Here is a 23,579-nt window from a genome sequence, read left to right as displayed (position 1 = left end):
GTCACTGGCTCCAGATCTTCTGCGCGTCCCGCTGCCAGGTGGTGAGGATCGAGCCGATCTCCTTGGGCTTGGCCAGGAATTTGGTGAGCGCGGTGTCGGCGCTGGGCTGGAGCGCGTCGCTGGAGTCGCGGTTGAAGAACTGCGTGACGTCGGCGGCGCCCTCGATCAGCGCCCGGCCCTTCTTCACCAGCGGGGTGCCGGTGTCCTTGGCCTTGGGGTTGGTCGGAAGCGCGGTGCCGGACGAGCCCTTGAGGTAGATCTCCTGCGCCTCGGCGGTGGCCAGATAGCGCATCAGTTCCTTGACCTCGTCCGTGTGCCCGGTGCGCGCGCTGGCGAAGTAGCCGTCGGTGGGGCCTTCCTCGGCCATCGGGACCTTGGGGTCGATCACCGGGAAGCGGAAGAAGTCGATGTCGTCGAGCTGGTCCTTGGGGGTGGAGTCGGCGAAGAAGGTGCCGATCAGCATCATCCCCGTGCGGCCCTGGAGCAGCGCGGTGGTGGCGTCCTGGAAGGCGAGCGCCGTGCCGTTGGGGTCGAAGTACGGCAGTGCCTCGGCCCACTTGTCGAAGACCTTGTGGACCTCGGGGTCGTCGAAGCGGTGCTTCCCGGCGAGCAGGTCGCGGTGGTACTGGGCGCCGTTGATCCGGATGTCGAGGTAGTCGAACCAGGACGAGGCGACCCAGGCGGTGCCGCTGCCGGCGCCGAGGCCGATCGGCGCGACGCCCTTGGACTTCAGCGTCTCGCACAGCGCCATGAACTCGTCCCAGGTGGTGGGTTCCTTGACGCCCCATTTGGCGAAGTTCGACTTGCGGTAGAAGACGCCCCACCAGTAGTAGCTGGCGGGCACGAAGACCTTCTTGCCCGCCGAGGAGGTGCACAGGGTCTGCAACGCCTTGGAGTAGCCGGACAGTTCGGGCCCGGTCCAGATGTCGCTGACGTCCAGCAGCAGGTTCTTCTTGGCGTAGGAGTCCGCGACCGAGCCGGGGTACCAGGTCAGCAGGTCCGGCGGGTTGCCGGAGGTGAGGTACGTGGGCAGCTGGGTGCGGAAGGTCTCGGCCGCCACGGTGTTCAGCTTGGCCTTGGCGCCACCCTTGCCGTTGAAGGCGTCGACGAGGTCCTGCATGGCCGACTTGGCCTGCGGGGCGGACAGGTTGGACTGAAGGGTGACCGCGCCCTTGCCGGACTGGCTCTTGGGGCCGGAGGAGGAGCTGGAGGTGACGCAGCTGCTCATCAGCGCCGCGGCGCCGACGGCGCCCGTACCGGCGAGGAACCGGCGGCGGCTGGGTTGCGAGATGTTCATGGGACTCCCTTGTGCCCACGCAACGGGGTCCGGCCCCCTGACGACCGGGCCCTCGTTCGGCGGGATCAGACTCTCGTGACGGCACGACGCCGTCAAGAATAATTCGTAATTTATTTGATAACGGCTGTGCGGGAGCCGTGCGGACGCGAGCCGGAGCGCCTCAGAGCGCGCTCTGGTGGACGAGCCCGTCCACCCCGCGGAAGACCAGCAGCACGCTGCCGTCGGCCGCCGTCGTGGCACCGGCGGAGCCGTCGAGCGCCGCGCTCACGAAGTCCGGCTGCGGATACCAGCCGGACCAGCTGCCACCGGCCGCGTCGTAGTCGCGCCGCCAGAGGGTGTAGTCCGAGGCCCGCGCGAGGAGTCGGACGGTGCCGCCCGCCGCGACCAGGGTCGGGGCGCCGCTGACGGTGCCGCCGAGCGAGGACCAGTCCGACCACGTTCCGTCGGCGCCGCGCACCCGGGTCCAGACCGCGTCGTCGGCGGTGCGGACCGCGACATGGGTCCGGCCGGCGGCGTCGGTGACGGCCGACGGGCGGCCGTACAGGGCGAGTCCGTCCGGTGCGCCGATCGAGGTCCAGCCGCCGCGCGGACCGCGGCTGCGGACCGTACCGTCGGCGCCGGTGGCGAACAGCGTCCACCGGCCGGGACCTTCGTAGGCGGCCGTCGGCGCGTCGGCGAGGTCGCCGCCGAGATTCTGCCAGCGGCCCCACCGGCCGTGGTCGTAGCTGCGCAGGTAGGCGGCGCCGTCGGTGCCGCGCACGAAGACGTCGATCCGGCCGCCCGGGCCGGCGTACGCGGCGGGGTCGCCGAGGAAGCGGCCGTGCGTCGGGCCCCCGAGGTCGGTGGTACGGGCCGACCAGTGGCCGTCGCGTCCGGTCTGCGCCCTCAGTTCGCCGTGGGCGCCGCGGGTGAAGGCGGTCAGCGCCGCGCCGTCACGGACCAGCGCGGGGCTCGCCGTGGAGTGCGTGCCGAGCGGGACGCCGGGCGCGTCGTCGGTGCCGGTGAGCTTCAGGAAGGCGGTGCCGTGCGCCGGGACGGTGACGGTGTACGAGCCGGTGTGCGTGCCCCGGTCGGCCCGTGCCCGCAGGTCGCGGACGGCGACCTTGCCGGTCAGCCCGGCGGCGGCGAAGTCGATTGTACGCTCGGCCGGTTGGCCGGAGCGGTTGAGCAGGACCACCGCGCGGCGGCCCGCACCCTGGAGCACCTTGCTGTACGTGTCGCCGGTGGCGTCGGTGGCCACCCGGACGCCCTGGATGCCGAGCGGGTCCTGGTCGACGCCGACGATCTCCGGATTGCGCAGCGTGTCCAGCATGGCCGTGGTCAGCGTCCGCGGGTCGGAGCCGATGACCAGCGGCGAGGCCATCTCCGCCCACATCACCAGCTGCGTGGTGGACTCCTCCTGCGTCAGCTCGTACGAGCCGTCGGGCATCGTCCGCATCGGGATCAGATAGTCGGGGTCGTTGTAGTGGCCCGGGCCCTGCGCCTCCGGGTGCCAGGCGTTGGCGTCCATGTTGCGCAGCACATTGGGCCATTCGCCCGCGGTCGGCGTGCCGTACGCGATGTCGGTGCCGCTGCGCCAGGAGTCGGCGGTGGTCGGACCGTAGACGTACGCGTTGTGCGCGTCCTGCGCCGGGGTGTGCGGCAGGCCCCAGTCGTCGGTGAGCGGATTGCACAGGTTGAGGATCATCGGGCGCCCGGACCTGGCGACGGCGTCGCTGAACTCCTTGAAGGCCGGGCCGGGATCGAGCTTCTCGGCGATGCCGCACAGGAAGTCGACCTTGACCGCGTCGATCCGCCAGGCCGCGAACCGGTCGGCGTCCTGCTGGTAGTGACCGCGGCTGCCGAGCCCGCAGCTGGCCGGGTCGTAGTCACCGGCGTCGGTGTAGATACCGGCCTTGAGTCCGCGCTGGTGCAGATAGCTCACCAGCGCCGGGATGCCGGAGGGGAAGCGCTGCGGATCGGCGGTCAGCCGTCCGGCGCTGTCGCGCGGCGTGTCGGCCTGCCAGCCGCCGTCGAGCCAGACGATGTCGTAGCCGCTGTCGCGCAGCCCGCTGCTGACGAGATGGTCCGCGACGCTCCTGACCTGGACCTCGGTCGGGGCGCCGAGGCCGTAGTAGGTGTTCCAGCCCATGTACGGCGTCGGCGCGGGGCCGCTGTCGTCGTACGCGGGCGCGCCGCCGTCCCGGGCGGGGGCGCCCGCGCTCCGGGGGGACGGGCCGCGGTCGTACGCGGCCGGGCCGCCGTCGGCCCGCGCCGTTCCCGGCACGGCGAGCGCGAGCAGCGCCGCCGCGCCCGCCGTCGCCGCGGCGCGCCGGGCACGCGCCGTCCCTGAAGGATGCGAAGTCATGAAGGGTCTCCCGAGAGTTGGGGGATGCACCGGCGGCCGTCTCCCGGGAAAGGCCGGGGACCGCCGTCACGACGAAGACTGTGACGGCGGCCCCGAACCCTGTCAACGATAATTCCTAATTAACTTAAATTCGCAGCTCCGGGTCGCCCGTCCGCGGCGCGGTCCAGTCGCCGAGCAGCCGCAGCGCCTGCTCGCTCGGCGAGCCCGGCTCGACGGTGTAGACGCACAGCGTCTGGTCCGGATCGCCCGGCGGTTGCAGCGACTCGTAGCCGAAGACCAGGTCACCGGCGACCGGGTGGCGGTAGCGCTTGGTGCCGTGGGTGCGGCGCAGCACCCGGTGGTCGTTCCACCAGGTGGTGAACTCCGGGCAGCGCAGAGTGAGTTCGCCGACCAGATCGGCGAGCTGGCGGTCGCCCGGATAACGTCCCGCCTCCAGCCGCAGCATCGCGACGGTCTCGGCGGCGAGCTGTTCCCAGTCCACGACGCGCTCGCGGGCCTCGGGGTCCAGCAGGTAGTAGCGCGCCAGATTGCGGCGGGTGGCAGGCAGCGCGTCGAAGTCGGTGAGCAGCGCGCGGGCCATCCGATTCGCCGCGAGGACATCGGTGCGCCGGCCGAGCACGAAGGCGGGCACATGGTCCAGCGTCCGGAGCAGCAGGTGGAGCCCCGGCCTGACCCGCTGCGGTCCGCTCGGGGCGCGCCGCGCGGCGGCGGGCCTGCGGCCGAGCAGGTCACCGAGGTGCTCGCTCTCGGCGTTGTCGAGCCGCAGTGCGGCGGCCAGCGCGGTGAGCACCTCGGGCGAGGGATTGCCGCCGCGGCCCTGTTCGAGCCGGGTGTAGTACTCGGTGCTCACGCCCGCCAGCCGCGCCACTTCGTCCCGGCGCAGCCCCGGCACCCGCCGGGTCCGCCCGTCCGCGGGCAGTCCGGCCTCGTCGGGGGTGATACGGGCCCGGCGCGAGCGGAGGAAGTCGGCGATGTCGCTGCTGCGGTCCATGCTCCCAGTGTGCCGGGCCGCGGCCCGCACCGGCCGTCCATAACTGGCCCCGGCAGTACCAGTCTCGCCGGTACCTGCCTGTTCAGGGCCTTTTCCGGCGCCCTGCGGCAGGTCCCGCGGTGGTGTGCTTGATGGCGAAAGGACCGCACGGTCCGCCGCATCACCGGCGCGGCTCCCCCGCCGTCGCCGTATGTCACGGAAGGCAGGACTCCCATGTCCGCACACGACGTCAGCAAGCCCCTCACCGGCCGGGTGGCCGTCGTCACCGGCGCCTCCAGCGGTCTCGGCGAGGCCACCGCCGGGCATCTGGCGGACCTCGGCGCGAAGGTCGCGGTACTGGCCCGCCGCGCCGACCGGCTGGACGATCTGGTCGCCAGGATCGCCAAGAACGGCGGGACCGCGCTCGCCCTGCCGGCCGACGTCACCGACGCCGCGGCGGTACAGGCCGCGGCCGACCGGGTGGCGGCCGAATTCGGCGGCGCTGACCTGCTGTTCAACAACGCGGGCGTGATGCTGCCCTCGCCCGTCGAGGAGCGCAGGACCGACCAGTGGGACCGGCAGATCGACCTCAACATCAAGGGTCTGATGAACGCGATCGCCGCCTTCACCCCGCAGTTGGTGGCCTCCGCCGCCGAGCGCGGTGTGGCCGATCTGATCAACACCTCGTCGATCGGCGCGCGGAACATCTTCCCGACCTTCGCCGTCTACGCCGGCACCAAGGCGTACGTCACCCACCTGTCCACGCATCTGCGGGTCGAACTGGGCCCGAAGAACGTCCGGGTGTCGGCCCTGGAGCCGGGCATCGTCGGCACCGAACTCCAGGACCACGTCACCGACGAGGGCGCGCTGGCCTGGCTGGACGGCGCGCGCCAGTCGATGGAATTCCTCACCCCGCAGGACATCGCCCGCAGCGTCGGCTTCATCGCGACGCTGCCGCCGCGGGTCAATGTCCAGCTGCTCACCGTCATGCCGACGCTCCAGGCGAGCTGACGCCCACGAGGGCCGGCGTCCGTCAGTGACCCGAGGTCGCCTTCAGGCCGACCACGGACACCAGGAGCAGCGAGACGAAGAAGATCCGGGCGGCGGTCGCGGGCTCGCCGAGCGCGACCATGCCGACGACGGCGGCACCGGCCGCGCCGATGCCGACCCACACGCCGTAGGCCGTACCGATCGGCAGCGTCTTGGCCGCCTGGGACAGCAGCAGCATGCTCGCCACGATGCCCGCGCCGGTCAGCAGACTCGGGACGGGGCGGGTGAAGCCCGCGGTGTACTTCATCCCGACGGACCAGACGACTTCCAGCAGACCTGCGACAACAACAAGGACCCATGCCATGACGGGCACCTCCGTGGGTTCGTGCTTACGGGGGTGCGTCGTCTTTGCAGGGTCCCGGTACGACGCGCTCGTCGGGTGGTGCTTCCACCGTAGCAAACTCCGGCAATACGCTCATGTGACCAACGGGCCGGTCCGGGTCCGCCGCGCGACGAACGGCGGACCCGGATCGCCGGGGTTCCGGTGCCGTACCCGGTCCCCGGGCTACCACCTGTCGGTGTCGGCCGCACCGTAGGAAACCGCCTGCGCGCGTATCTGAGAGATGGCGGGCGGAGGGTCCGATACCGCGGGCCGGGAATGGCCGATACCCGGTGAGCCGCCGTACCGCGCAGACCGGTCCGGTACGCGGCCGGCGGGCGCGGCGTCCCGTGACAGTCCCGGAACCGGTCACCGATAGAGTACGGCATATACCTTGGCTTCCGGCGGCACCGTCGGCGGGGTCCTACGCAGTACCCTGCGTATATGCAGCGGCATGGACCGTGGTGCCGGTCATGCTGTCGACCAGGAGGTGGCGGGATCCAATGGCGGCTCAAAGGCGCTTGAACCGGGATGAACTGATCTCCACCGCGTTGGCCGTGGCGGACAGCGAGGGCCTGGACGCCGTGACGATCCGGCGGGTCGCCCAGCAGCACGACGTCACGCCGATGGCGCTCTACCGCCACTTCCCCGACAAGGACGGTCTGTTCGACGCCGTCACCGACCGGCTGCTGACCGACGTCCGGGTGCCGGAGGCCGACCAGCGGCCGTGGCACGAGCAGATGAACGATCTGCTCAGCATCTTCCTCGCGGCGCTGCGCCCGCACCCGAACGCCGCCCCGCTGGTGATCACCCGGCTGTTCACCTCCGAGCCCGGCCTCGCCATCACCGAGCGCACCCTCGCGCTGCTGAGCGAGGCGGGCATGCCGGTCGAGGAGGCCGCCCAGACCGCGGGTCAGGCACTGTGCTCCCTGGTCACCCTGGTGATCACCGAGCCGGGCCGGAGCAATCCCGCGCTCTCCCCGGAGGACCGCGCCGCCGAGGTGAGCGCCAAGGAGGCCACCCTCTCGGCCCTCTCCCCCACCCTTTACCCGCACGTCGTGGAAGCCGCCGCCGCCCTCTCCTCCTGCGCGAGCGACGACCGCTACTACCGCCGGGGCATCGACATGATCGTCGCCGGCATGCGCGGCACGGCCCAGGACGCCTTCGCCCACTAACCCCACTGGACGGAACCCTTCCGCCCGCCGCGCGGTGTTACCAGGTGTGAGCATCCCGCCGCCGCTGCCGCCGTTGCCCCGCAAGGCGTCGTCCCGCCTCGCGCTGCCGTCCTGGAAACCCGTGGCGCGCGCCGCGCTGCTCGGGGCGGTCGGCTCGTACACCGGGACGGTCCTCACCGCGCGGGCCTGGTCCGACTGCCCCCTGGGCAATGACTCGGGGGAGAATTTCGCGCTCACCGGCCTGATGGTCGAGATGTGCTTCCTCATGACGGCCTGTCTGCTGGTGGTGGAGTTGTCCTGGTGGGCGCTCTCGCTGCCGCTTCCGGTGCTGCGCTGGGGCCAGTGGCTGGTACCGGTGGCCGTGGCGGTGGGTCTCACCGCGCTCTACCGCATCGGCATGCAGTCGCCGGTCGTCCACCCGGACGGGAGTTGCTGGGAGGGCTATCCGGCCTTCCCGTTCGAGCCGAAGCCCGGGCCGCATTGAGCGGGGGCGTGTCACAGGGCGCGGGGCTGTGTCGTCCTGTGGATGTACGCAGATGGCGACGGCACAGGAGGACACCATGAGCGCGCGTTTGGACATGTTCGGCAGCCCGGCGGCGACGCGGTTCTGGAAGCACATCATCGCGGCGAACAAGGCGCTGGCGGATTCGGCGGTGCCCGTGGGGACACGGGAGTTGATGAACATCCGGGCGAGCCAGATCAATGGGTGCGGGGCCTGCCTCGACATGCACACCAAGGAGGCCGCGGCGGCCGGGGAGACGGCGCTGCGTCTGCACCTGGTGGCCGCCTGGCGCGAGGCCACCGTCTACACCGACGCGGAGCGGGCCGCGCTGGAGCTGACGGAGTACGGCACCCGGCTGGCCGACGCGGGGCAGGGCGTCCCGGACGAGGTGTGGGCGAACGCGGCCAAGCACTACGACGACGAGCAGCTGGCCGATCTGGTCGCGCAGATCGCCCTCATCAACGCCTTCAACCGCGGCAACGTCATCATCCGCCAGCCCTCGGGCGGCTACCAGGTGGGCCAGGCACACTGACCCCTTCATGCCGGGCCTCCGGCCCGGCTCCCCCTCCGAACGGTGATCCGGTCTCCGGTGCGAGCGGCGCCGCGGCCGGCGCCGGCTCCTACGGCCTTCCCGACACGCCCGTGACCCGGCGGCGCGTCCACCTCTCCGTGGACGTCGGCGCCCATCTGCTGAATCTCGCCTTCCGCGAACTCCCCGACGGCGACCCGGAGATCCTGGCGGACGCGGTGGTGATGATGGAGCGCTTCCTGTTCGCCGACGTGCCGGTGGGCCCCGGCAGCTCTCCGGGCGACGGCGGCCGGCCGTAGCCGCGTACGGGGCCGGGGCAGCGCCGCCCCCGGCCCCGTACGCGCAGGTCCGTACCGCTACAGCTCGCCCTGGCCGGCCGCGTCCGCCGCCGTGGTCGCCGCGAGCACCGTCGCCCCGGCGGTCCGTTCGTCGGCGGTCCCCTCCGGCGTTTCGGTGATGGCGATCGCCGTCTCCTGCTCCGGGACCACGAACACCGGGTCGCCGTGGGCGAGGCCGATCTTCTCCCGGTACATCCGCGAGCGCAGCAGGGTGTCGCCGACGCGGACGTGGTAGTCCCAGCAGTCGCCGTGGTAGATGCTGAACTCGACCGTGCCCTTCCAGCCGCGCCCCGAGGGGTCCTTGCGGGAGAGCACCAGGCTCTCGGGCCGGATGAAGACATTGACCCGGCTGCCGACCGCGGGTGTGCCCGACGCCAGGCAGCGCAGCCGCCCGTGCGCGAGGTCGATCTCGGCCATGTCCCGGTCCGCCGAGGTCACCGTGCCCGGCAGGCTGTTGGAGATGCCCATGAAGCGCGCGGTGAACTCCTCACGCGGCCAGGCGTAGATGTCCTGGGCCAGCCCGCGTTCCACGATCCTGCCGTGGTCCATGACGATCACCTCGTCGGAAACCGCGAGCGCCTCGTCCTGGTCGTGGGTGACGAAGACCGTGGTGATGCCGAGCCGCTGCTGCACCGCGCGGATCTCGTCGCGCACCCGGTCGCGCAGCCCGGCGTCGAGATTGCTCAACGGCTCGTCGAGCAGCAGCACTTCGGGCTCCCGGGTGAGGGCGCGGGCCAGCGAGATGCGCTGCTGCTGGCCGCCGGAGAGCGCGGGCGCGGGGCGGTCGGCGTATTCGGCCAGGCCCACCATCTCCAGCGCTTCCATGGCGCGGCGCCGCGCCTCCGGCTTGGGCAGCTTCTTCTGGCCGGAACGCAGCGGGAACATGACGTTCTGCACCGCGGTCATGTGCGGCCAGACCGCGTAGGACTGGAAGACCACACCGATCGGGCGGTGGTGCACACCGACGTAGACGCCTTCGGAGGGCGCGCACATCAGTGTGCCGCCGATGCTGATCCGGCCGTCGTCGGGCTTCTCGAGGCCGGCGATCAGCCGCAGCGTGGTGGTCTTGCCGCAGCCGCTGGGGCCGAGCAGCGTCACCAGCTTTCCCTCGGGCACGTCCAGGTCGATGCCGTCGACGGCGTTGCGCAGCACGGTGCGGCCCGGATAGCGCTTGGTCAGTCCGCGTACCTCGATCACGAGACTCTCCTTCGAGTGCTCACTGGCGGTTCAGGCCGGTCTTCCTGGTGAGAAGGCTGACAACGGCGACGATCAGGGCGAGGAAGGCGACGATGAGCACTCCGAGGGCGGCCACGATCGGGTAGCTGCCGTTCGACCACTGCTGGTAGATCGTCACCGACACCACTTGGGTGCCCTGGGTGTAGAGGAAGATGGCGGCGGAGATCTCGCGGAAGGCGACGATGACCGTGTAGAGGAAGGCGGCGGTCAGCGACGGCGCGAGCAGCGGGACGTAGATCGTGCGGAAGGTCCGCAGCCAGGACGCGCCGCTGGTGGCCGCCGCCTCTTCCAGTTCGTCCTTGATCTGGGCCATGCCCGGCACGATGTAGCGCAGGCCGTACGGCAGGCCGATGGTCACGAAGGCGATGACGAGGATGGTCAGCGTGCCGTACAGGTGCAGCGGGATCGGCGCGGTCAGGTACCAGTAGAGGATGCCGACGCCCATCACGACGCTGGGCACGGCCAGCGGTACGGTCGCCAGGCCGTCGAGCAGGCCGCGCCCCGGGACCTTGGTCTTGACGGTGATGTAGGCGACGATCGCGCTGATCACGGTGACGACGGCGCCGGCGATGACAGCGGTGATCAGGCTGTTGCGGACCGAGTCGATCAGGCCGGGGGTGTGCCAGATCTCCCGGTAGTTGGCGAGCGTCAGACGGTGCAGCGCGGAGATCGACGGCGGCTCGTAGCCGGGCAGCAGCGAGGACCAGACCAGCATCAGCAGCGGCAGCGCCACGGCCACCAGGAAGAAGACGACGAAGGCGGCGAGGCCCAGCCAGCGCCAGCGGCCGAGGTCGGTGGAGGTGGGCCGGAAGCCCTTGCCGGTGATGGTCTGCGCGGCGGCGCCGGAGCCGCTCAGGCGCCGGGACAGCCACAGGCCGCCGCTGGCGACGGCCAGGATGAAGACGCCGATCACGCCGACCGTGCCGTAGTCGGTGGGGAACGCCTGGAGCGCGTTGTAGATCTTGCTGACGAACACGAAGGTCCGGCCGGGCACACCGATGAGCTGCGGCACCTCGAAGGTGGAGATGGTCTGCACGAACATCAGCAGCACCGCCGACATGATCGCGGGCCGGATCAGCCGCGCGGTGATGGTGCGGAACACCCGCCACGGCGGCGCGCCGCTGGCCAGCGCCGCCTCCTCCAGCGAGGAGTCCATGGAGGTGAAGGCCGCCGTGCCCATCAGGAAGGCCACCGGGGTGACGTGCATCGACTGCACCAGCACCATGCCGGCCAGCGAGTAGATGTTGAACGCGGGCAGGTGCATGTCGCGCAGCAGCACATTGAGCGCGCCGGTGTGCGGCGCGAACAGCAGCGCCCAGGCGACGGTGTTGAGGATGCCCGGGATGATCAGCGGGATCAGCGCGGCGACGCGTGCGAAGAACTTGGCCGGGGTGTTGGTGCGGGTCACCAGATACGCCAGGCCGAAGCCGATGACGGTGCTGATCACGGCGGTGGCGGCGGCGTATCCGAAGGAGTTGCCGACCAGCGTCCAGAAGTCCGCCTCGCCCAGGGTCTCGGTGTAGTGGTGCAGCGTCCAGCCGGTCGGCGCGGTGCTGAGGAAGGAGGTCTGCAGGCTGGCCACCGCCATGGTGCCGGCCGGTACGAGCGCCAGGTAGGCGACCACCACGGCGACGACGGCCAGCAGCAGATTCCGCGGGTCGCGGAACCAGCCGACCAGCCTGCCGATCCGGGCGGGGCGGTGGACGGGGAGCAGGGTCGGGGGCGGTGGCGCCGGGCGGGACCGGCTGAGCAGGCTCATGGGCGAGGCCGTCCTGGGGTCGGGGTGGGTGCGCCGGATGGCGGGCGGTGCGTGTCCCCCGGCGCCGGGTCTGCCGTGTGGCGCCGCAGGGACCGGCCCTGTCAGACGGCGTGCAGGGCCTTCTGGTACTCCGTCAGATAGCGGTCGTAGGTGTCGGCGCTGATCACCGGCAGCGACCAGGCGGGCTTCCACCGGGTCGGGTCGTACACGCTCGCGTCGTTCTTGGCGGTGGGGTCGAGCGAGGTGTGGTTGGTGATGCCGACGACGTTGGCCTGGCCCTCGTTGGACATCAGCCAGTCCATGAAGAGCTTGGCGGCGGCCGGGTGTGGCGCCTTGCGGGCGATCTCGGCGAGGGCGGCCGCGGCGGGCTGCGGGTCGGTGTTGCTGAAGGCCATCCGGGTGGGCGTCTTCTTGGCGAGCGAGGCGGCCTTGTAGGCGTAGGCGTTCACCGAGGCCAGCGGTTCGCCGGCCTGCACCTCGGTCAGCGACTGGGTGTGGCTCTCCACCAGCCGGGGCGAGTTGTCGCCGAGTTTCCTGACCAGTTCCAGTGCCTTGTCGTGGCCGAGTCCGGTGATCAGGCTCTCGTACCAGTTGATGGCCGACGGGTCGATCGAGAACCGGCCCTTCCACTCCGGCTCGGTCAGGTCCTCGATGCTGGTGGGCGGCTGGAGGTGCTGGGCCTTGACGCCTGCCGGGTTGTACGCGATCGCGCTGGTGAGGATGTAGACGGCGTTGCCGTAGCCCCTGGGGAGATTGCGCAGCTGCTCCGGGAGCGGCGGGACCTGCGGGGGTTCGTACGGGGTGAGGGTGCCGACCTGGATGAGCTGGTAGACCGGCTCGCAGTCGGCCGAGATGACGTCCGCGTTGTACTTACGGCCGCGCTGCTCGGTGACCAGCCGGGAGGGAAGTTTGTCCGCGCTGAGCCGCAGTGCCTCGACCTTCACTCCGGGGTACGCCTTCTGGAAGGCGGAGATCATGTCGTTCACGTCGGAGTCGGCGAAGGTGGTGTACCACACGACCTTGCCCTCCTGGCGGGCCTGCGGCAGCAGCTCCTGCGGCTGCTGGGCCGGTTCCACCTTCGTGGTGACACCCGCGGCTGCGCCCGCGCAGGAGGTCAGGGTGCCGGCCAGCAGCAGAGCGGCCGCTATGCCGACGGGGGCGCGCATGGCTCTGCCCGCTCTTTGTCGTCCGTGCACATATTGCATGCGGTCATCCTCCAATTGAGGTCCGCGGAAAGAGCCGGCCTGTGGCCGAATTTCATCGGAGGTCTCCCTCGAAACCAGTGACAGTCTGGACTGTCGGTATGACCATTGCAATAGTTCACACGGATTTTCTCCCGTCATGCGCCGCCCGTCACCCATCCGGGCCAGGAGATCGCCGCAGCTCAGGGCAGGTGCCGATGACACCGGGCGGACACCCGAAGATCGCGGACCGGGCGGCGGCGTCGGATGCCGACACGGACGAGGATGACGTGACCGATGTCGTCGCGAGAGTCCGTGACAGCGGCGCACGGCGCACGGCACGGAATGCCGGCGCCGGGCGCGGGCAGCGGTTGGGTGAGGCGGCGCCGGGCGGTGCGTGCTGCGCCGGTGACAACGGCCCCGGCACGCACGGGAAATGGCCGATCCGCGGTCGCACCGTCCACGCCGCGCACCTCGGGGGCATCGGTGTCGATAGGGTCCGGAGGTCGACCCCTGGAGGGCAGCGCGGAGACCGGGTCCACGACCAGGGCCTATTGGTCATACCCTAATCAGCTACTATGGGGGCGTCAACGTCTACGGAAGGAATCCCTATGGCCGCTCGCCGTCCGACCGCGAGGACCGAGGACGGTCAGTCCGGCGGTCTGCTCAGCCCTGTGAACGACCGGCGGATCTCCGCCCTGATCGTCGACCAGGTGCGCTCGCTCATCCACGAGGGCAAGCTGACGCCGGGCGACCGCCTTCCGCCGGAGCGCGAGATGTGCGAGCGGTTCGGCGTCAGCCGGGTGACCGTCCGCGAGGCGCTGCGGGTGCTGGAGGCCGGCGGCCTGGTGGAGATCCGGGTGGGCGCGCACGGCGGCGCCTTCGTGACCACCCCGACCAGTGACCGGGTGGGCGCGAGCATCACCGATCTGCTCACCCTGTCGTCGGTGTCGGCCGCCGATGTCACCCAGGTCCGGCTGGTCCTGGAGGTCGGCATCATCCCGCTGCTGTGCGCGCACGCCGACGAGGAGGACTTCGCCGCCCTCCAGGCGATCTGCGACCGGCAGGAGGAGGCGGTGGCGGCCGGCAGCTACGACGTGGCCCTGTCGGCCGAATTCCACACGCGGCTGGCGGCGAGCACCCACAACACCGCGTTCGAGATGCTGATCCACTCCTTCCACGGGCCGCTGCTGATGTCGCTGACCACCGCGCAGCAGACCGCGCCGGAGATGGGCAAGCGGGGTCTGGAGGAGCACCGGGCGATCGTGGCCGCCATCCAGGCGGGCGACGCGGCCACCGGTGAGCGGATCATGCGCGAGCACCTGAGCAGGACCGCCGACCGGCTCTGCATGGACGAGCCGAAGACGGCGGCGCGGCGCGCGAAGAAGTAGGCGGGTACGGGAGCGGGCGGCACCGAGCCCCCTGCGGCGCGGGGATCCGCGCGCCGCAGGGGGCTCGGCCGTACTGGGGGCGGTCCTGCCGCGGGTGCTCAGCCCTGCGGCAGTCGGCCCATGAACAGGCAGGTGTAGAACGCCTTCCAGGCGATGTCCAGCTCGTCGGCCCCGGCAGCCCGGAGTCCGTCGAGGTGATCGTCCACGCTGGGCAGCGGGTAGTTGTGGTGATGGCTGGGCGCGGACGGCCGGTACGCCCCGAATTGCTTGCGCACCGAGCGGTAGCGTGTGTCCCAGACCTCGGCGGGACCGATGTGGTCGAGGTTGACCAGCCAGCCGCCGGGGGCGGTCAGTCCGGCCGCCTCCCGGTAGAAGCCGTGCAGCTCCGTACGGTCGAGGTGGTGGCTGGCCCGGGAGGTGACGATCACGTCCGCTCCCCCGGGCACCCCGGCGGCGCGCAGTTCGGTCATGTCGCCCACGGTGAAGGAGACCCGGGGGCCGAAGCGGGCCAGGTCGATCCTGGCCCGGTCCAGCATGGTCGGCGAGGCGTCCAGCCACACCCCGCGCGCGGCGGGGAAGGCGTCGAGCATGACGCCGAGGAATTTGCCCGCGCCGCCCGCCACATCGACGATCAGCTGCGGCCGCGGTGTGGTCTCGGCGACGATCCGGGCCGCCATCAGCCGCGGCAGCGCCAGCAGGTCGCGCTCTCCTTGCGGGTCCGCGTCCAGCCACGCCGTCACGAAGTCGGCGTCGGACCATACGGCTGCCGCGGCGCGGCTCATTTCCGGCATGTCGGCTCCACTTCCTGGACGTCGGGTCAGGACCGGTCGGCGGCCGGGGCGCCGTGCGCCTCGTCGTACTCGGGCGCGTTCTCCAGGTAGGCCACGTTGTCGTAGCCGAGCTGCTTGAACAGCCGGTTCTGGCCGGAGATCAGCACCAGCGGCTCGCCGTCGGCGGAGAAATGCTGGGCGATGGTGTTGTGCGGCACGTACAGGGTGTCGCCGGGCTTGATCTCGTGCCGGGTGGGTTCCTTGGCGATCCGCGCGTAGTACTTCTCCGCGATCTCGGCCTCGACCTCCCAGTGCAGGCTGTAGCCGTGCCCCGAGCGGACGTAGAGGATCTCGTCGGCCATGTGCCAGCGCTTGCCGGAGCGGCTGCCGGCCGGGATGTCCAGTACGAAGGCGTCGACGCTGAAGGTGCGCACGTCGTCGCCGGGCGCGGACAGCGTACGGACCCGGCCGAGCGGGGTCAGCTCCCAGGTGGTGTCCGCGGACCTGACGACCTTGCGGAGCTTCTCCACATCCGGGGTCCACACCCGCGACCAGTCCTCGCGCGGTCCGAAACGGTCCTCGTCCTCCACGGGTCCGCTGCGACCCTGCTGGATCAGGCCGAGGTACATCCACTCGGACTTGGCCTTGAAGATCAGGCAGCGGGCGGTCTCGTCGTAGGGGTTGAAGTGCCGGTGCACCGAGTCGGTGTGGACCAGGACGAGGTCGTCGGTGGCCCAGTCGTACCGCTGGTCGTCGTGGATCTCGTAGCCCGCGCCGTCGAGGATGTAGAAGGCCGCCTCGTTCTGGTGCCCGTGGCCGTGGTTGGACGAGTGCGGGGGAAGCTCGACGAAGTGCACCTGAAGGCTCTGGGTCAGGAACGGCTCGTCACCGGGGCCGACCCGCCACCAGGTGCGGGATTCGGCCGAGTCGCCGGAGTGGCCGACCTTCGCGTCGTCCACCACGACCGAGTCGTCCCTGACCCGGGGGGCGTCGAGCTGCTGGCGCCGGAACTCCTTGAGCCCGTACGTCTCCGACGTGATCCCCCGGAGAAAGACCCGGCCCTTCTTGTCACTCATACGGCTCTCCTCTAGACCTCGGGTCATTGGCCTAACCTTTATATCAACGTACCTCTAGAGCGTCAACGACTCGAACGGACGATGGTTTAATGGTATGACATTAACCGTCGACACATGGAGAGGGGTTCCGATGCCGGGCACGGACCAGCGACACTGCGGGACACTGATCGTCGGAGCCAGCCAGGCCGGTCTCCAACTGGCCGCCTCGCTCCGGCAGTCGGGCGCCACCGGACCGATCACGCTGGTCGGCGAGGAGGTCCACCCGCCCTACCAGCGCCCGCCGCTGTCCAAGGAATTCCTCGCGGGCCGGGCCGACTTCGGCGCCCTGGCGCTGCGGGCGCCCGCCTTCTACGCCGAGAACGCGATCGATCTGGTCAGCGGTGAGCGGGTCGCCGATGTGGCCCTGTCCCCCGCCGGCCCGCCCGGCTCCGGGCGGGCCGTCACCGCGAGCGGACGCGAGCTGGTCTTCGACCGGCTGGCGCTGACCGTCGGCGCGGCCCCGCGCCGGCTCCCGCTGCCCGGCGCGGAGCTGGACGGCGTCTGCTATCTGCGCGACCACGACGACGCCGCGGACCTGCGGGTCCGGCTGACGACCGCGGGCCGGGTCGTGGTGGTGGGCGGCGGCTTCATCGGGCTCGAGGCCGCCGCCGCGGCGCGGGCGCTCGGCCGGTCGGTGACGGTCGTCGAGGCCGCGGACCGGCTGATGGCCCGCGCGGTGGCGCCGCTGGTCTCGGAGTTCTACCGGCGGGCGCATCTGCGCCGGGGCACCGACATCCTGCTCGGCGCCACGGTCGCGGCCGTCGAGGGCGACGGCCGCCGGGTCATCGGAGTCCGCCTCGCGGACGGTACGCGGCTGCCCGCCGATCTGGTGCTGATCGGCGCCGGGGTGGTGCCGCGCACCGAACTGGCCGAGCGGCTCGGGCTCGACTGCGACGGCGGCATCGTCGTGGACGCCCGGTGCAGGACCAGCGATCCGGCGGTGGTCGCCGCCGGGGACTGCACGGTGCGCCCGCACCCGATGACCGGCGAGGGCAGGGTGCGCCTGGAGTCGGTGCAGAACGCGGTCGCGCAGGCGCAGGTGGCCGCCGCCACGCTGCTGGGCAGGACTGCGGACGTCCCGTCCGTGCCGTGGTTCTGGTCCTTCCAGGGCGACCTCAAGCTCCAGATGGCGGGGCTCTCGGCCGGCTACGACGGCCAGGTGGTGCGCGGGGAGCCGGACGGCGAGCAGTTCTCCGTCCTGTACTACCGGTACGGGCGGCTGCTGGCGGTGGACGCGGTGAACCGGCCCGCCGACTACATGGCCGTCCGCAAGGCGCTGGGTCGGGGCGCGACCATCGACCCGGACCGCGCGGCCGATCCCGGTGTCCCGCTCAAGACCCTCATCGCCGCCGAGCCGGACACGGCGCCCGCGCTCTGAGGGGGCCGGGCGGCCCCGGGCACGACAGGAGGCCGCCCCCGCACCGCTGTCAGGCGGGGTGCGGGGACGGCCTCGTCGGGTGCCCGGGTGCGGGCCTTCAAGAGTGCGAGCCGCGGGGCCCGCGGTTCAAGAGCGCAGACGTCAAAGGTTCGCCGGCGACTGCCGCGGGTCCTGGCCGAAGACCAGCGACTTGATGGTGACCGGCACCGTCCGTGACGGGTGTCTGATCCGGCCGATGTCGATGTAGTCGAAGTCCTGGAGCGCGATCCCGTCGATGACCAACAGGTCGCCGCCGACGTCGAGTTCGTCGCGCAGCAGACGGCCGAGCGTCATCGCCACGTCCCCGTCGAGGACGAGGTAGACGGGCAGTCCGGCCGCGATCCGGTCGGCCAGGCCGTCCCTCACGCCGCGCGCGAAGGCGATCAGCCGCTCGTGGCTCGGCGGCCCGGCCCACGTCAGGGCGAGCGCCACATCGGCCCCGGTCTGCGGGAGGTCCAGCGTGACGAGGCGGTGCCGTACGGCGTTTGCGACCGCCTCGGCGTCGATCCGCTCGCCCAGCGGGTAGACCGGCCGCGCCACCTGGAGATTGCGGCGCGGCAGCAGCGCGTCCGGGTCGGTGACGCAGCCGGTGTTGCCGCTGAGCTGCACGCTGTACTCGGAGGCGCCGAGCGCGGTGGCCCGGATGCACTCGCCCGCGGGCAGCAGCGGATACGGCAGCGCTCCCGACGCGGCCCGGTCGCGCAGTGCGTGGCCGAGCGGCAGGCCGAGGTCGCCGAAGCGGCGCTCCTCGCGGCCGTAGACGTATTCGGCGACGCCGCCGGAGAACATCACCCCGTCGATCCGGCCGAGCGCGGGCAGCGGTTCTGTGAGGTAGAGCCGCCGCACCTCGGCGGGCGGCTCGGACCCGGTGGCCGCGGCCGTGACGGCGGCGGCCAGGTCGTCGGCCATGGCCCGCGCCACCCGCCCGGTCTCGTCGCCCCCCGCGGCGGCGCCGAGCGCCCAGTCGAGGCCGGCGCGGGCGGCGTGCTCGCGGCCCGCGGGTTCGAGGCGGACGATCCGGCCCGCCTCGTCGGTCACCTGGAGCCGGCCGCCGACGTGCAGGGCGGCGGTCGCGGTGACCCGGCCGTCCTCCAGCATGGCGAGCTTGGTGGTGCCGCCGCCGATGTCGACATTGAGGATGCGCAGGCCCTTGTCGTACGACGCCTTCGCCGCGCCCGAGCCGTACGCGGCGAGCATCGCCTCCATGTGGTGCCCCGCGGTGGCGGTGACGAGTTCGCCGCCGCGTTCGGCGAGAACGCGGGCGATGGGTTCGGCGTTGCGGCGGCGCAGCGCCTCGCCGGTCAGGATCACCACGCCGGTGTCGACGGCCGCCGGATCGACTCCGGCGGCGGCGTAGGCACGGTCGATGATCGTGCCCAGCGCCTGCGCGTCGATCCGCTCGGCGTCGGCGTACGGGGTGAGCGCGACCGGCGAGCGGTACAGCGTCTCGCGCCGGACGACGATGTACCGGCTGGTCAGCTCCTCGCCGATGCGCCGAAGATGCAGCCGCGAGAAGATCACCTGGGTGCCGGACGAGCCGATGTCCATGCCGACGCTGTGCAGCACGACGTTGTCCTGCTGCCAGATCGGGTTCTCCTCGATCGGGGCGAGCGCGTCGTCGTCGTGTGCGTGGTCGTGGTCCGGTACGTGCGCGGAGTGCACGACCCGCGCCCGGCCGTCACCGGCCCGGTGCGTGTGGGCGTGGGCATGAGCGCTCATGCGGGCTTGGGCGCCAGTGTCGGGATCTCCGCCTCGTACACCTCGTCCATCCGGGGTTCCACGCCGTGCTCGGCCAGCGCCTTGCGGAACATCTCGCGCACGACCGGCGACTCGTCGGCGTAGTCGATCTGGTCGCCGCCGATCCGGCGGCTGATCCATGCCTTCGGCACGCCCTGGGCGTTGCGCAGCGAGACCGCCTCGTGCTTGAAGGCGAGGTAGCGGCCGGGCTCGGCGCCGGTGTTGAAGTGCTGGTGGAACCACATGTTGGGCGGCACGATCAGCGTGCCGGGCCCCCATTCGTAGCGCCGGGGCTCCTCGCCGTCGGGCCACATCAGGCTGTATCCAGTGCCGCTGAGGATGATCACATGGGCGCCGGGCCCGTGCCGGTGGCCCTTCTTGTACGTGGCGGTCGGGAACTGCGAGATGTGGCTGTTCATCGAGCCCTTGGCCATGGCGAAGCGGATGTGGCCGCCGCCCGCGCCCCGCTCCTTCGCCTCGATCAGCGGCAGATTGGCCGCGTCGGCGACGAAGTTGGTGTCGAGCAGCAGCCCCTTCTGCTCGCCCTTGGGCGAGAAGTAGTCGGGTTCGCCGTTGAAGCGGCCAGGGAAGTCCTTGGCGGTGCCGAAGACGAAGTCGACGTCGTCGTAGAGATTGATCACCGGCGGCATGTTGGTGGAGGACACGAAGCGCGCGGCGGTCCGGCCGGAGCCGTTGAAGTGCTGGTGGTGGGCGTTGAGCGGGATGGCGAACAGCGATCCGGCCTGCCACTCGAAGGTGACCTCGGCGCCCGCGTCGTTCCACACCTTGGTGGAGCCCTGGCCCTCCAGGACCAGGATCATCTCCTCGAAGAGCTGCCGCTGCGGGGCGAGCTTGCCGCCGGCCGGGATCTCGCAGACGTAGCAGTCGTTGGAGGTGCGGGTCGCCTCGTGGTTGATGAACACCCCGCGCCCGCCGCGCCGCTCCCACGGTTTCAGCTCCACCGTCCGCAGATCCGGTACGTAGTGGGCGGCGATGATGTCCAGCCCCTCGGCGGCCACCCAGCGGGTGTAGGGGGACTCCTTCTCGGTGGCGAACTTCGCCGCCAAGGACTCGTTGACGATCGCGTCGCTGGCCATCCGGGGTCCTCCTCGATCAGACGCACTTTATTGGTAGGACCCTAAGGCCAATAATTTCCGCGTGTCAACGCGCTGTCGGCGCGCCGCACCCGGTCATCACCCACCCCAACCCGTCGACCGTTCATCCGTCAACGAGGCGCTTGTGCGCTCGCGGGACGCTCTGGTCTAATGGACATACCAACGGACGTCACGAGAGGGCGTGAGCTGTCTTGGCCAAGGTGATCTACATCGGCAGCACCGGCCATGAGTACGCCGTCGAGGCGACGGTCGGTGAGTCGGTCATGGCGACCGCGGTCAAGAACGGGATTCCCGGGATCGTCGCGGAGTGCGGCGGCAACTGCTCCTGCGCGACCTGTCACGTATGGGTCGGCGAGGAGTTCGCCCCGGCCGTGGGCCCGCCGGGCGACATGGAGGAGGACCTGCTGGACATGGCGGTCTCGGAGCGGCGCGGCACCAGCCGGCTCGCCTGCCAGATCCGTGTCACGGAAGCGCTCGACGGGCTGACCGTCGAGATCCCGCCGGAGCAGCCCTGACCCCGTTCCGCGCGCTGCCCAGACCGCCCGCCGCCGCCGGACGCGGTGACCAGGTCATCATGTGAAAGGGAAACGGCTGTGCTGAGAAAAGACATCAACGAGCTGCTGACGCAGACCGGCCCCGGTACCCCGATGGGGAATCTCTTCCGGCAGTACTGGCTTCCCGCGCTGCTCGCCGAGGAACTCGCCGAGGACGGCGCGGCGCCGGTCCGGGTCAAGCTGCTCTCCGAGCGTCTGCTCGCCTTCCGCGACAGCGAGGGCCGCTACGGCCTGATCGACGAATTCTGCGCGCACCGGGGTGCCTCGCTGTGGTTCGGCCGCAATGAGGAGGCGGGGCTGCGCTGCCCGTACCACGGCTGGAAGTACGACGTCACCGGCCAGTGCATCGAGGTGCCGTCGGAGTCCGACAACAGCAGCTTCTGCCAGAACGTGAAGCTGACCTCGTACCCGCTGGTGAAGATCGGCGACCTGCTGTGGACGTACATGGGCGACCCGGCGACCACGCCGCCGCTGCCCGAGTACGAGTTCGCGCTGGTGCCGGCCGAGCAGACGTACACCTCCAAGCGCTGGCAGCAGTGCAACTGGCTGCAGGCGTTCGAAGGCGGCATCGACTCCAGCCATGTGACGTTCCTGCACTCCGGCGGCCTCAAGTCCGATCCGCTGTTCAAGGGCTCCAAGGGCAACGAGTACAACATGAAGGACACCAAGCCCTTCTTCGAGGTCGCCGACAGCGAGGGCGGCCTGTTCGTCGGCGCCCGCCGCAACGCCGAGCCGGGCACCTACTACTGGCGGATCACCCCGTGGGTGATGCCCAACTTCACGATGGTGCCGCCGCGCGGCGACCACCCGGTGCACGGCCACTTCTGGGTGCCGATCGACGACGAGAACTGCTGGACGTACTCCTTCGACTACCACCCCGTGCGGGCGCTGACCGACACCGAGCGGCAGGCGATGATCGACGGCCACGGGGTGCACAGCAAGAACATCCCGGGCACCTACCGCCCCGCGGCCAATATGGACAACGACTATCTGATGGACCGCGAGGCACAGCGCCGGGGCGACACCTACTCCGGTGTCGCGGGCATCGCGATGCAGGACGCGTCGCTCCAGGAGAGCATGGGCCCGATCGTGGACCGTTCCAAGGAGCGGCTGGTCCCGGCGGACAGCGGGATCATCAAGGCCCGGCAGAAGCTGCGCAAGGCGGCCATCGCGCTGCGGGACGAAGGAGTGACGCCGCCCGGGGTCGACCCGGCGCACCACAAGGTGCGATCGGCCGCGGTGGTGCTGCCGGTGGCCGAGTCGTTCCTCGACTCGTGCCGCGACGCGGTCACCGTCACGCCCGGCGTCGCCCAGACCACGGTCTGACGGGCGCGGCGGCATGACGGTACCGGTCACATGGCCGAGCGAGTCGGCACGGGCGGCCTCCCGCGAGGAGTCGCGGTTCAGGATCACCCGGCCGCTCGCGCCCGCGCGCAACGCGCGGGTGATCGCCCTGGACCCGGCGGCCGAGGCGGTCGCCCGCCGGGTGGCGCGCGGGCCGTGGGCCAAGGCGCGCTTCTACACCGTCGCGGGCGCGGCGGGCGACGCCGCCGCCCCGCTGCTCGAACTGCACGGCAGACCCGCCGCCCTCGCCGACATCCTGACCGGCACCGATGTGGTGGTGATCCTGGCGTCCGAGGACACGGGACGCGCTCAGGCCGCGGCCATCGGCCGGGAGTGCGGCGCCCGGGCCATCACCACGGCCGGTGTCGTCCTCGGCGACGGCTTCGAGGCCGACGGCGCGATGGCGGCGCTGCGGCCGTACGCCCGGGTGCTGCTGCTGTCGGCCGACGAGAGCGATGTGTTCGAACTGCTCACCGCACTGCGGGTCTGAACCCCTCGGATCCGCGCGGCCGACACGACCGTAGGGCGGCGACGGTCCTCAACTCCAGGAGAACGAAGGCGAGATGTCCGAGAAGATCACCCCGCGCACCCTGCAGCGGATGAAGGACGAGGGCCGCAAGATCGTCGGCGTCGTGGCCTGGGACTACCAGATCGCGCGCGTCGCGGACCGGGCCGGGGTGGACATCGTCTCGGTCGGCGACACCGTGGGCGTCAATCTGTGGGGGCACGCCAATCCGTTCGAGGTGACCATGGAGCAGATGCTCGTGGTGACCCAGGCGGTGCGGCGCGGGGTGAGCCGGGCGCTGGTCAGCGCCGACTTCCCCTTCGGGCCGCTCCAGGAGGGCACCGACAGCGCGGTGCGCGCGGCGATCCGGCTGGTCAAGGAGGCCGGCGTCGACATGGTCAAGCTCGACGCCGCCGCCGACTACCCGGACGCGGTCGCCGCGATCACCCGGGCGGGCATCCCGGTCTTCGCCCAGTTCGGCATCACCCCGCAGACCGCGCTGCGCTACGGCGTGGAGTACCGCTCGATCCCCTCGGCCGCCGACCAGGTACCGGTGGCGATGAAGGACGCGCTGATCGCGGAGGCGCGGCTGCTCGTGGACGCGGGCGCGGTGCTGCTCAATTTCACCAACTCCGGTCCCGTCGTGGGCGCCGCGGTCGCCGAGGCCGTCCAGGTCCCGGTCGTCGGCGGCTTCGGCGGCGGTCCCTGGCTCGACGGCCGGATGCGGATGGCGCACGCGGCCATCGGTTACGCCGCCACCGCGATCGACGACCCGCCGGACACCTACGCCAACGTCGCGCGGATCACGCTCGCCGCGCTCACCGCCTACGCCGGGGACGTACGGGCCGCCCGCCAGGTCGCCGGCGGCATTCCCGTACCGCCGCCCGCAAGCTGACGGTACGTCAACTGCCGTAGTGCGTCCGGTCGT

At 71.2% G+C, this 23,579-nt stretch carries 22 protein-coding genes and 1 riboswitch; of the genes, 11 read left to right on the top strand and 11 right to left on the bottom strand.

The features are described from left to right. Window position 1: 1 nt before the first annotated feature. The 3 genes from BM076_RS21985 to BM076_RS21975 all read right to left on the bottom strand — a co-directional run bounded on the left by BM076_RS21985 (window position 2) and on the right by BM076_RS21975 (window position 4,635). Window positions 2–1,297 carry an ABC transporter substrate-binding protein gene (locus BM076_RS21985; RefSeq protein WP_093715373.1) on the bottom strand — a complete coding sequence of 432 codons (1,296 nt, stop codon included), beginning with the start codon at window positions 1,295–1,297 and terminating at the stop codon, window positions 2–4. 160 nt (window positions 1,298–1,457) lie between these two features. Continuing rightward, entirely contained in the window at window positions 1,458–3,644 is a 2,187-nt protein-coding gene (locus BM076_RS21980; RefSeq protein WP_093715372.1) for a glycoside hydrolase family 27 protein, read from the bottom strand. A gap of 124 nt (window positions 3,645–3,768) precedes the next feature. After that, complete coding sequence (locus BM076_RS21975; protein WP_093715371.1) at window positions 3,769–4,635, bottom strand: helix-turn-helix domain-containing protein; 867 nt, start codon at window positions 4,633–4,635, stop codon at window positions 3,769–3,771. 213 nt (window positions 4,636–4,848) lie between these two features. On the opposite strand from BM076_RS21975, the gene BM076_RS21970 reads away from it, so the two are divergent. Beyond that, window positions 4,849–5,625 carry an SDR family oxidoreductase gene (locus BM076_RS21970; protein WP_093715370.1) on the top strand — a complete coding sequence of 259 codons (777 nt, stop codon included), beginning with the start codon at window positions 4,849–4,851 and terminating at the stop codon, window positions 5,623–5,625. Window positions 5,626–5,647: 22 nt separating this feature from the next. Here BM076_RS21970 and BM076_RS21965 read toward each other — a convergent pair whose 3' ends face one another. Then, window positions 5,648–5,968 (bottom strand): DMT family transporter, encoded by a 321-nt coding sequence (locus tag BM076_RS21965; protein WP_093715369.1) that lies wholly within the window; start codon window positions 5,966–5,968, stop codon window positions 5,648–5,650. Between the two features lie 32 nt (window positions 5,969–6,000). Further along, window positions 6,001–6,067: riboswitch (guanidine-III (ykkC-III) riboswitch) on the bottom strand. Between the two features lie 437 nt (window positions 6,068–6,504). Between BM076_RS21965 and BM076_RS21960 the strand changes: the two genes are divergently transcribed. The 4 genes from BM076_RS21960 (at window position 6,505) to BM076_RS21945 (ending at window position 8,488) form a co-directional block, all read left to right on the top strand. Then, a complete protein-coding gene (locus tag BM076_RS21960; RefSeq protein ID WP_177246552.1) occupies window positions 6,505–7,158 on the top strand; it encodes a TetR/AcrR family transcriptional regulator in 654 nt (217 codons plus the stop codon). A gap of 46 nt (window positions 7,159–7,204) precedes the next feature. Next, window positions 7,205–7,642: a hypothetical protein gene (locus BM076_RS21955; protein WP_093715367.1), complete on the top strand. Its 438-nt coding sequence runs from the start codon at window positions 7,205–7,207 to the stop codon at window positions 7,640–7,642. Window positions 7,643–7,718: 76 nt separating this feature from the next. Then, window positions 7,719–8,192, top strand: a complete 474-nt coding sequence (locus tag BM076_RS21950; protein WP_093715447.1) for a carboxymuconolactone decarboxylase family protein — start codon at window positions 7,719–7,721, stop codon at window positions 8,190–8,192. Window positions 8,193–8,302: 110 nt separating this feature from the next. Next, on the top strand, window positions 8,303–8,488 hold the full coding sequence (locus BM076_RS21945; RefSeq protein WP_093715366.1) for a hypothetical protein: 186 nt from the start codon (window positions 8,303–8,305) through the stop codon (window positions 8,486–8,488). A 57-nt stretch (window positions 8,489–8,545) separates the two neighbouring features. Here BM076_RS21945 and BM076_RS21940 read toward each other — a convergent pair whose 3' ends face one another. The 3 genes from BM076_RS21940 to BM076_RS21930 all read right to left on the bottom strand — a co-directional run bounded on the left by BM076_RS21940 (window position 8,546) and on the right by BM076_RS21930 (window position 12,688). Next, a complete protein-coding gene (locus BM076_RS21940; protein ID WP_093715365.1) occupies window positions 8,546–9,724 on the bottom strand; it encodes an ABC transporter ATP-binding protein in 1,179 nt (392 codons plus the stop codon). A gap of 19 nt (window positions 9,725–9,743) precedes the next feature. After that, complete coding sequence (locus tag BM076_RS21935) at window positions 9,744–11,522, bottom strand: ABC transporter permease (protein WP_093715364.1); 1,779 nt, start codon at window positions 11,520–11,522, stop codon at window positions 9,744–9,746. A 101-nt stretch (window positions 11,523–11,623) separates the two neighbouring features. Continuing rightward, window positions 11,624–12,688 carry an ABC transporter substrate-binding protein gene (locus BM076_RS21930; protein WP_177246551.1) on the bottom strand — a complete coding sequence of 355 codons (1,065 nt, stop codon included), beginning with the start codon at window positions 12,686–12,688 and terminating at the stop codon, window positions 11,624–11,626. A 626-nt stretch (window positions 12,689–13,314) separates the two neighbouring features. Between BM076_RS21930 and BM076_RS21925 the strand changes: the two genes are divergently transcribed. Then, window positions 13,315–14,094, top strand: a complete 780-nt coding sequence (locus BM076_RS21925; protein ID WP_093715362.1) for a FadR/GntR family transcriptional regulator — start codon at window positions 13,315–13,317, stop codon at window positions 14,092–14,094. 98 nt (window positions 14,095–14,192) lie between these two features. On the opposite strand, the gene BM076_RS21920 is transcribed toward BM076_RS21925, so the two are convergent. Both BM076_RS21920 and BM076_RS21915 read right to left on the bottom strand, forming a co-directional pair. Beyond that, a complete protein-coding gene (locus BM076_RS21920) occupies window positions 14,193–14,885 on the bottom strand; it encodes a class I SAM-dependent methyltransferase (RefSeq protein WP_093715361.1) in 693 nt (230 codons plus the stop codon). A 26-nt stretch (window positions 14,886–14,911) separates the two neighbouring features. Further along, the gene (locus tag BM076_RS21915; protein WP_093715360.1) at window positions 14,912–15,940 is read right to left on the bottom strand and encodes a cupin domain-containing protein; all 1,029 of its coding nucleotides are present in this window, start codon (window positions 15,938–15,940) and stop codon (window positions 14,912–14,914) included. A 130-nt stretch (window positions 15,941–16,070) separates the two neighbouring features. Here BM076_RS21915 and BM076_RS21910 point away from each other — a divergent pair, with 130 nt between their 5' ends. Further along, a complete protein-coding gene (locus tag BM076_RS21910; RefSeq protein WP_245796208.1) occupies window positions 16,071–17,357 on the top strand; it encodes an NAD(P)/FAD-dependent oxidoreductase in 1,287 nt (428 codons plus the stop codon). Window positions 17,358–17,498: 141 nt separating this feature from the next. Here the strand turns inward: BM076_RS21910 and BM076_RS21905 are convergent, their stop codons facing one another. Beyond that, window positions 17,499–19,115, bottom strand: coding sequence for an ethanolamine ammonia-lyase reactivating factor EutA (locus BM076_RS21905; protein WP_093715358.1), 1,617 nt, complete (start codon window positions 19,113–19,115; stop codon window positions 17,499–17,501). After that, a complete protein-coding gene (locus BM076_RS21900) occupies window positions 19,112–20,230 on the bottom strand; it encodes a cupin domain-containing protein (protein ID WP_093715357.1) in 1,119 nt (372 codons plus the stop codon). Before BM076_RS21900 ends, BM076_RS21905 begins: the two co-directional genes overlap by 4 nt. Window positions 20,231–20,448: 218 nt before the next feature. Between BM076_RS21900 and BM076_RS21895 the strand changes: the two genes are divergently transcribed. The 4 genes from BM076_RS21895 to BM076_RS21880 all read left to right on the top strand — a co-directional run bounded on the left by BM076_RS21895 (window position 20,449) and on the right by BM076_RS21880 (window position 23,546). Beyond that, the gene (locus BM076_RS21895) at window positions 20,449–20,763 is read left to right on the top strand and encodes a 2Fe-2S iron-sulfur cluster-binding protein (protein ID WP_245796224.1); all 315 of its coding nucleotides are present in this window, start codon (window positions 20,449–20,451) and stop codon (window positions 20,761–20,763) included. A 78-nt stretch (window positions 20,764–20,841) separates the two neighbouring features. After that, complete coding sequence (locus BM076_RS21890) at window positions 20,842–22,128, top strand: aromatic ring-hydroxylating dioxygenase subunit alpha (RefSeq protein ID WP_093715355.1); 1,287 nt, start codon at window positions 20,842–20,844, stop codon at window positions 22,126–22,128. A 13-nt stretch (window positions 22,129–22,141) separates the two neighbouring features. Further along, window positions 22,142–22,636, top strand: a complete 495-nt coding sequence (locus tag BM076_RS21885) for a 3-methyl-2-oxobutanoate hydroxymethyltransferase (protein ID WP_093715354.1) — start codon at window positions 22,142–22,144, stop codon at window positions 22,634–22,636. 73 nt (window positions 22,637–22,709) lie between these two features. Then, window positions 22,710–23,546: a 3-methyl-2-oxobutanoate hydroxymethyltransferase gene (locus tag BM076_RS21880; protein WP_093715353.1), complete on the top strand. Its 837-nt coding sequence runs from the start codon at window positions 22,710–22,712 to the stop codon at window positions 23,544–23,546. The last annotated feature ends 33 nt before the right edge of the window (window positions 23,547–23,579 follow it).

The sequence above is a fragment of the Actinacidiphila alni genome (assembly GCF_900112845.1).
GTDB lineage: Bacteria > Actinomycetota > Actinomycetes > Streptomycetales > Streptomycetaceae > Actinacidiphila > Actinacidiphila alni.
Note: the sequence above shows the minus strand (reverse complement) of the source record. Positions and strands in the feature narration are given on the sequence as shown.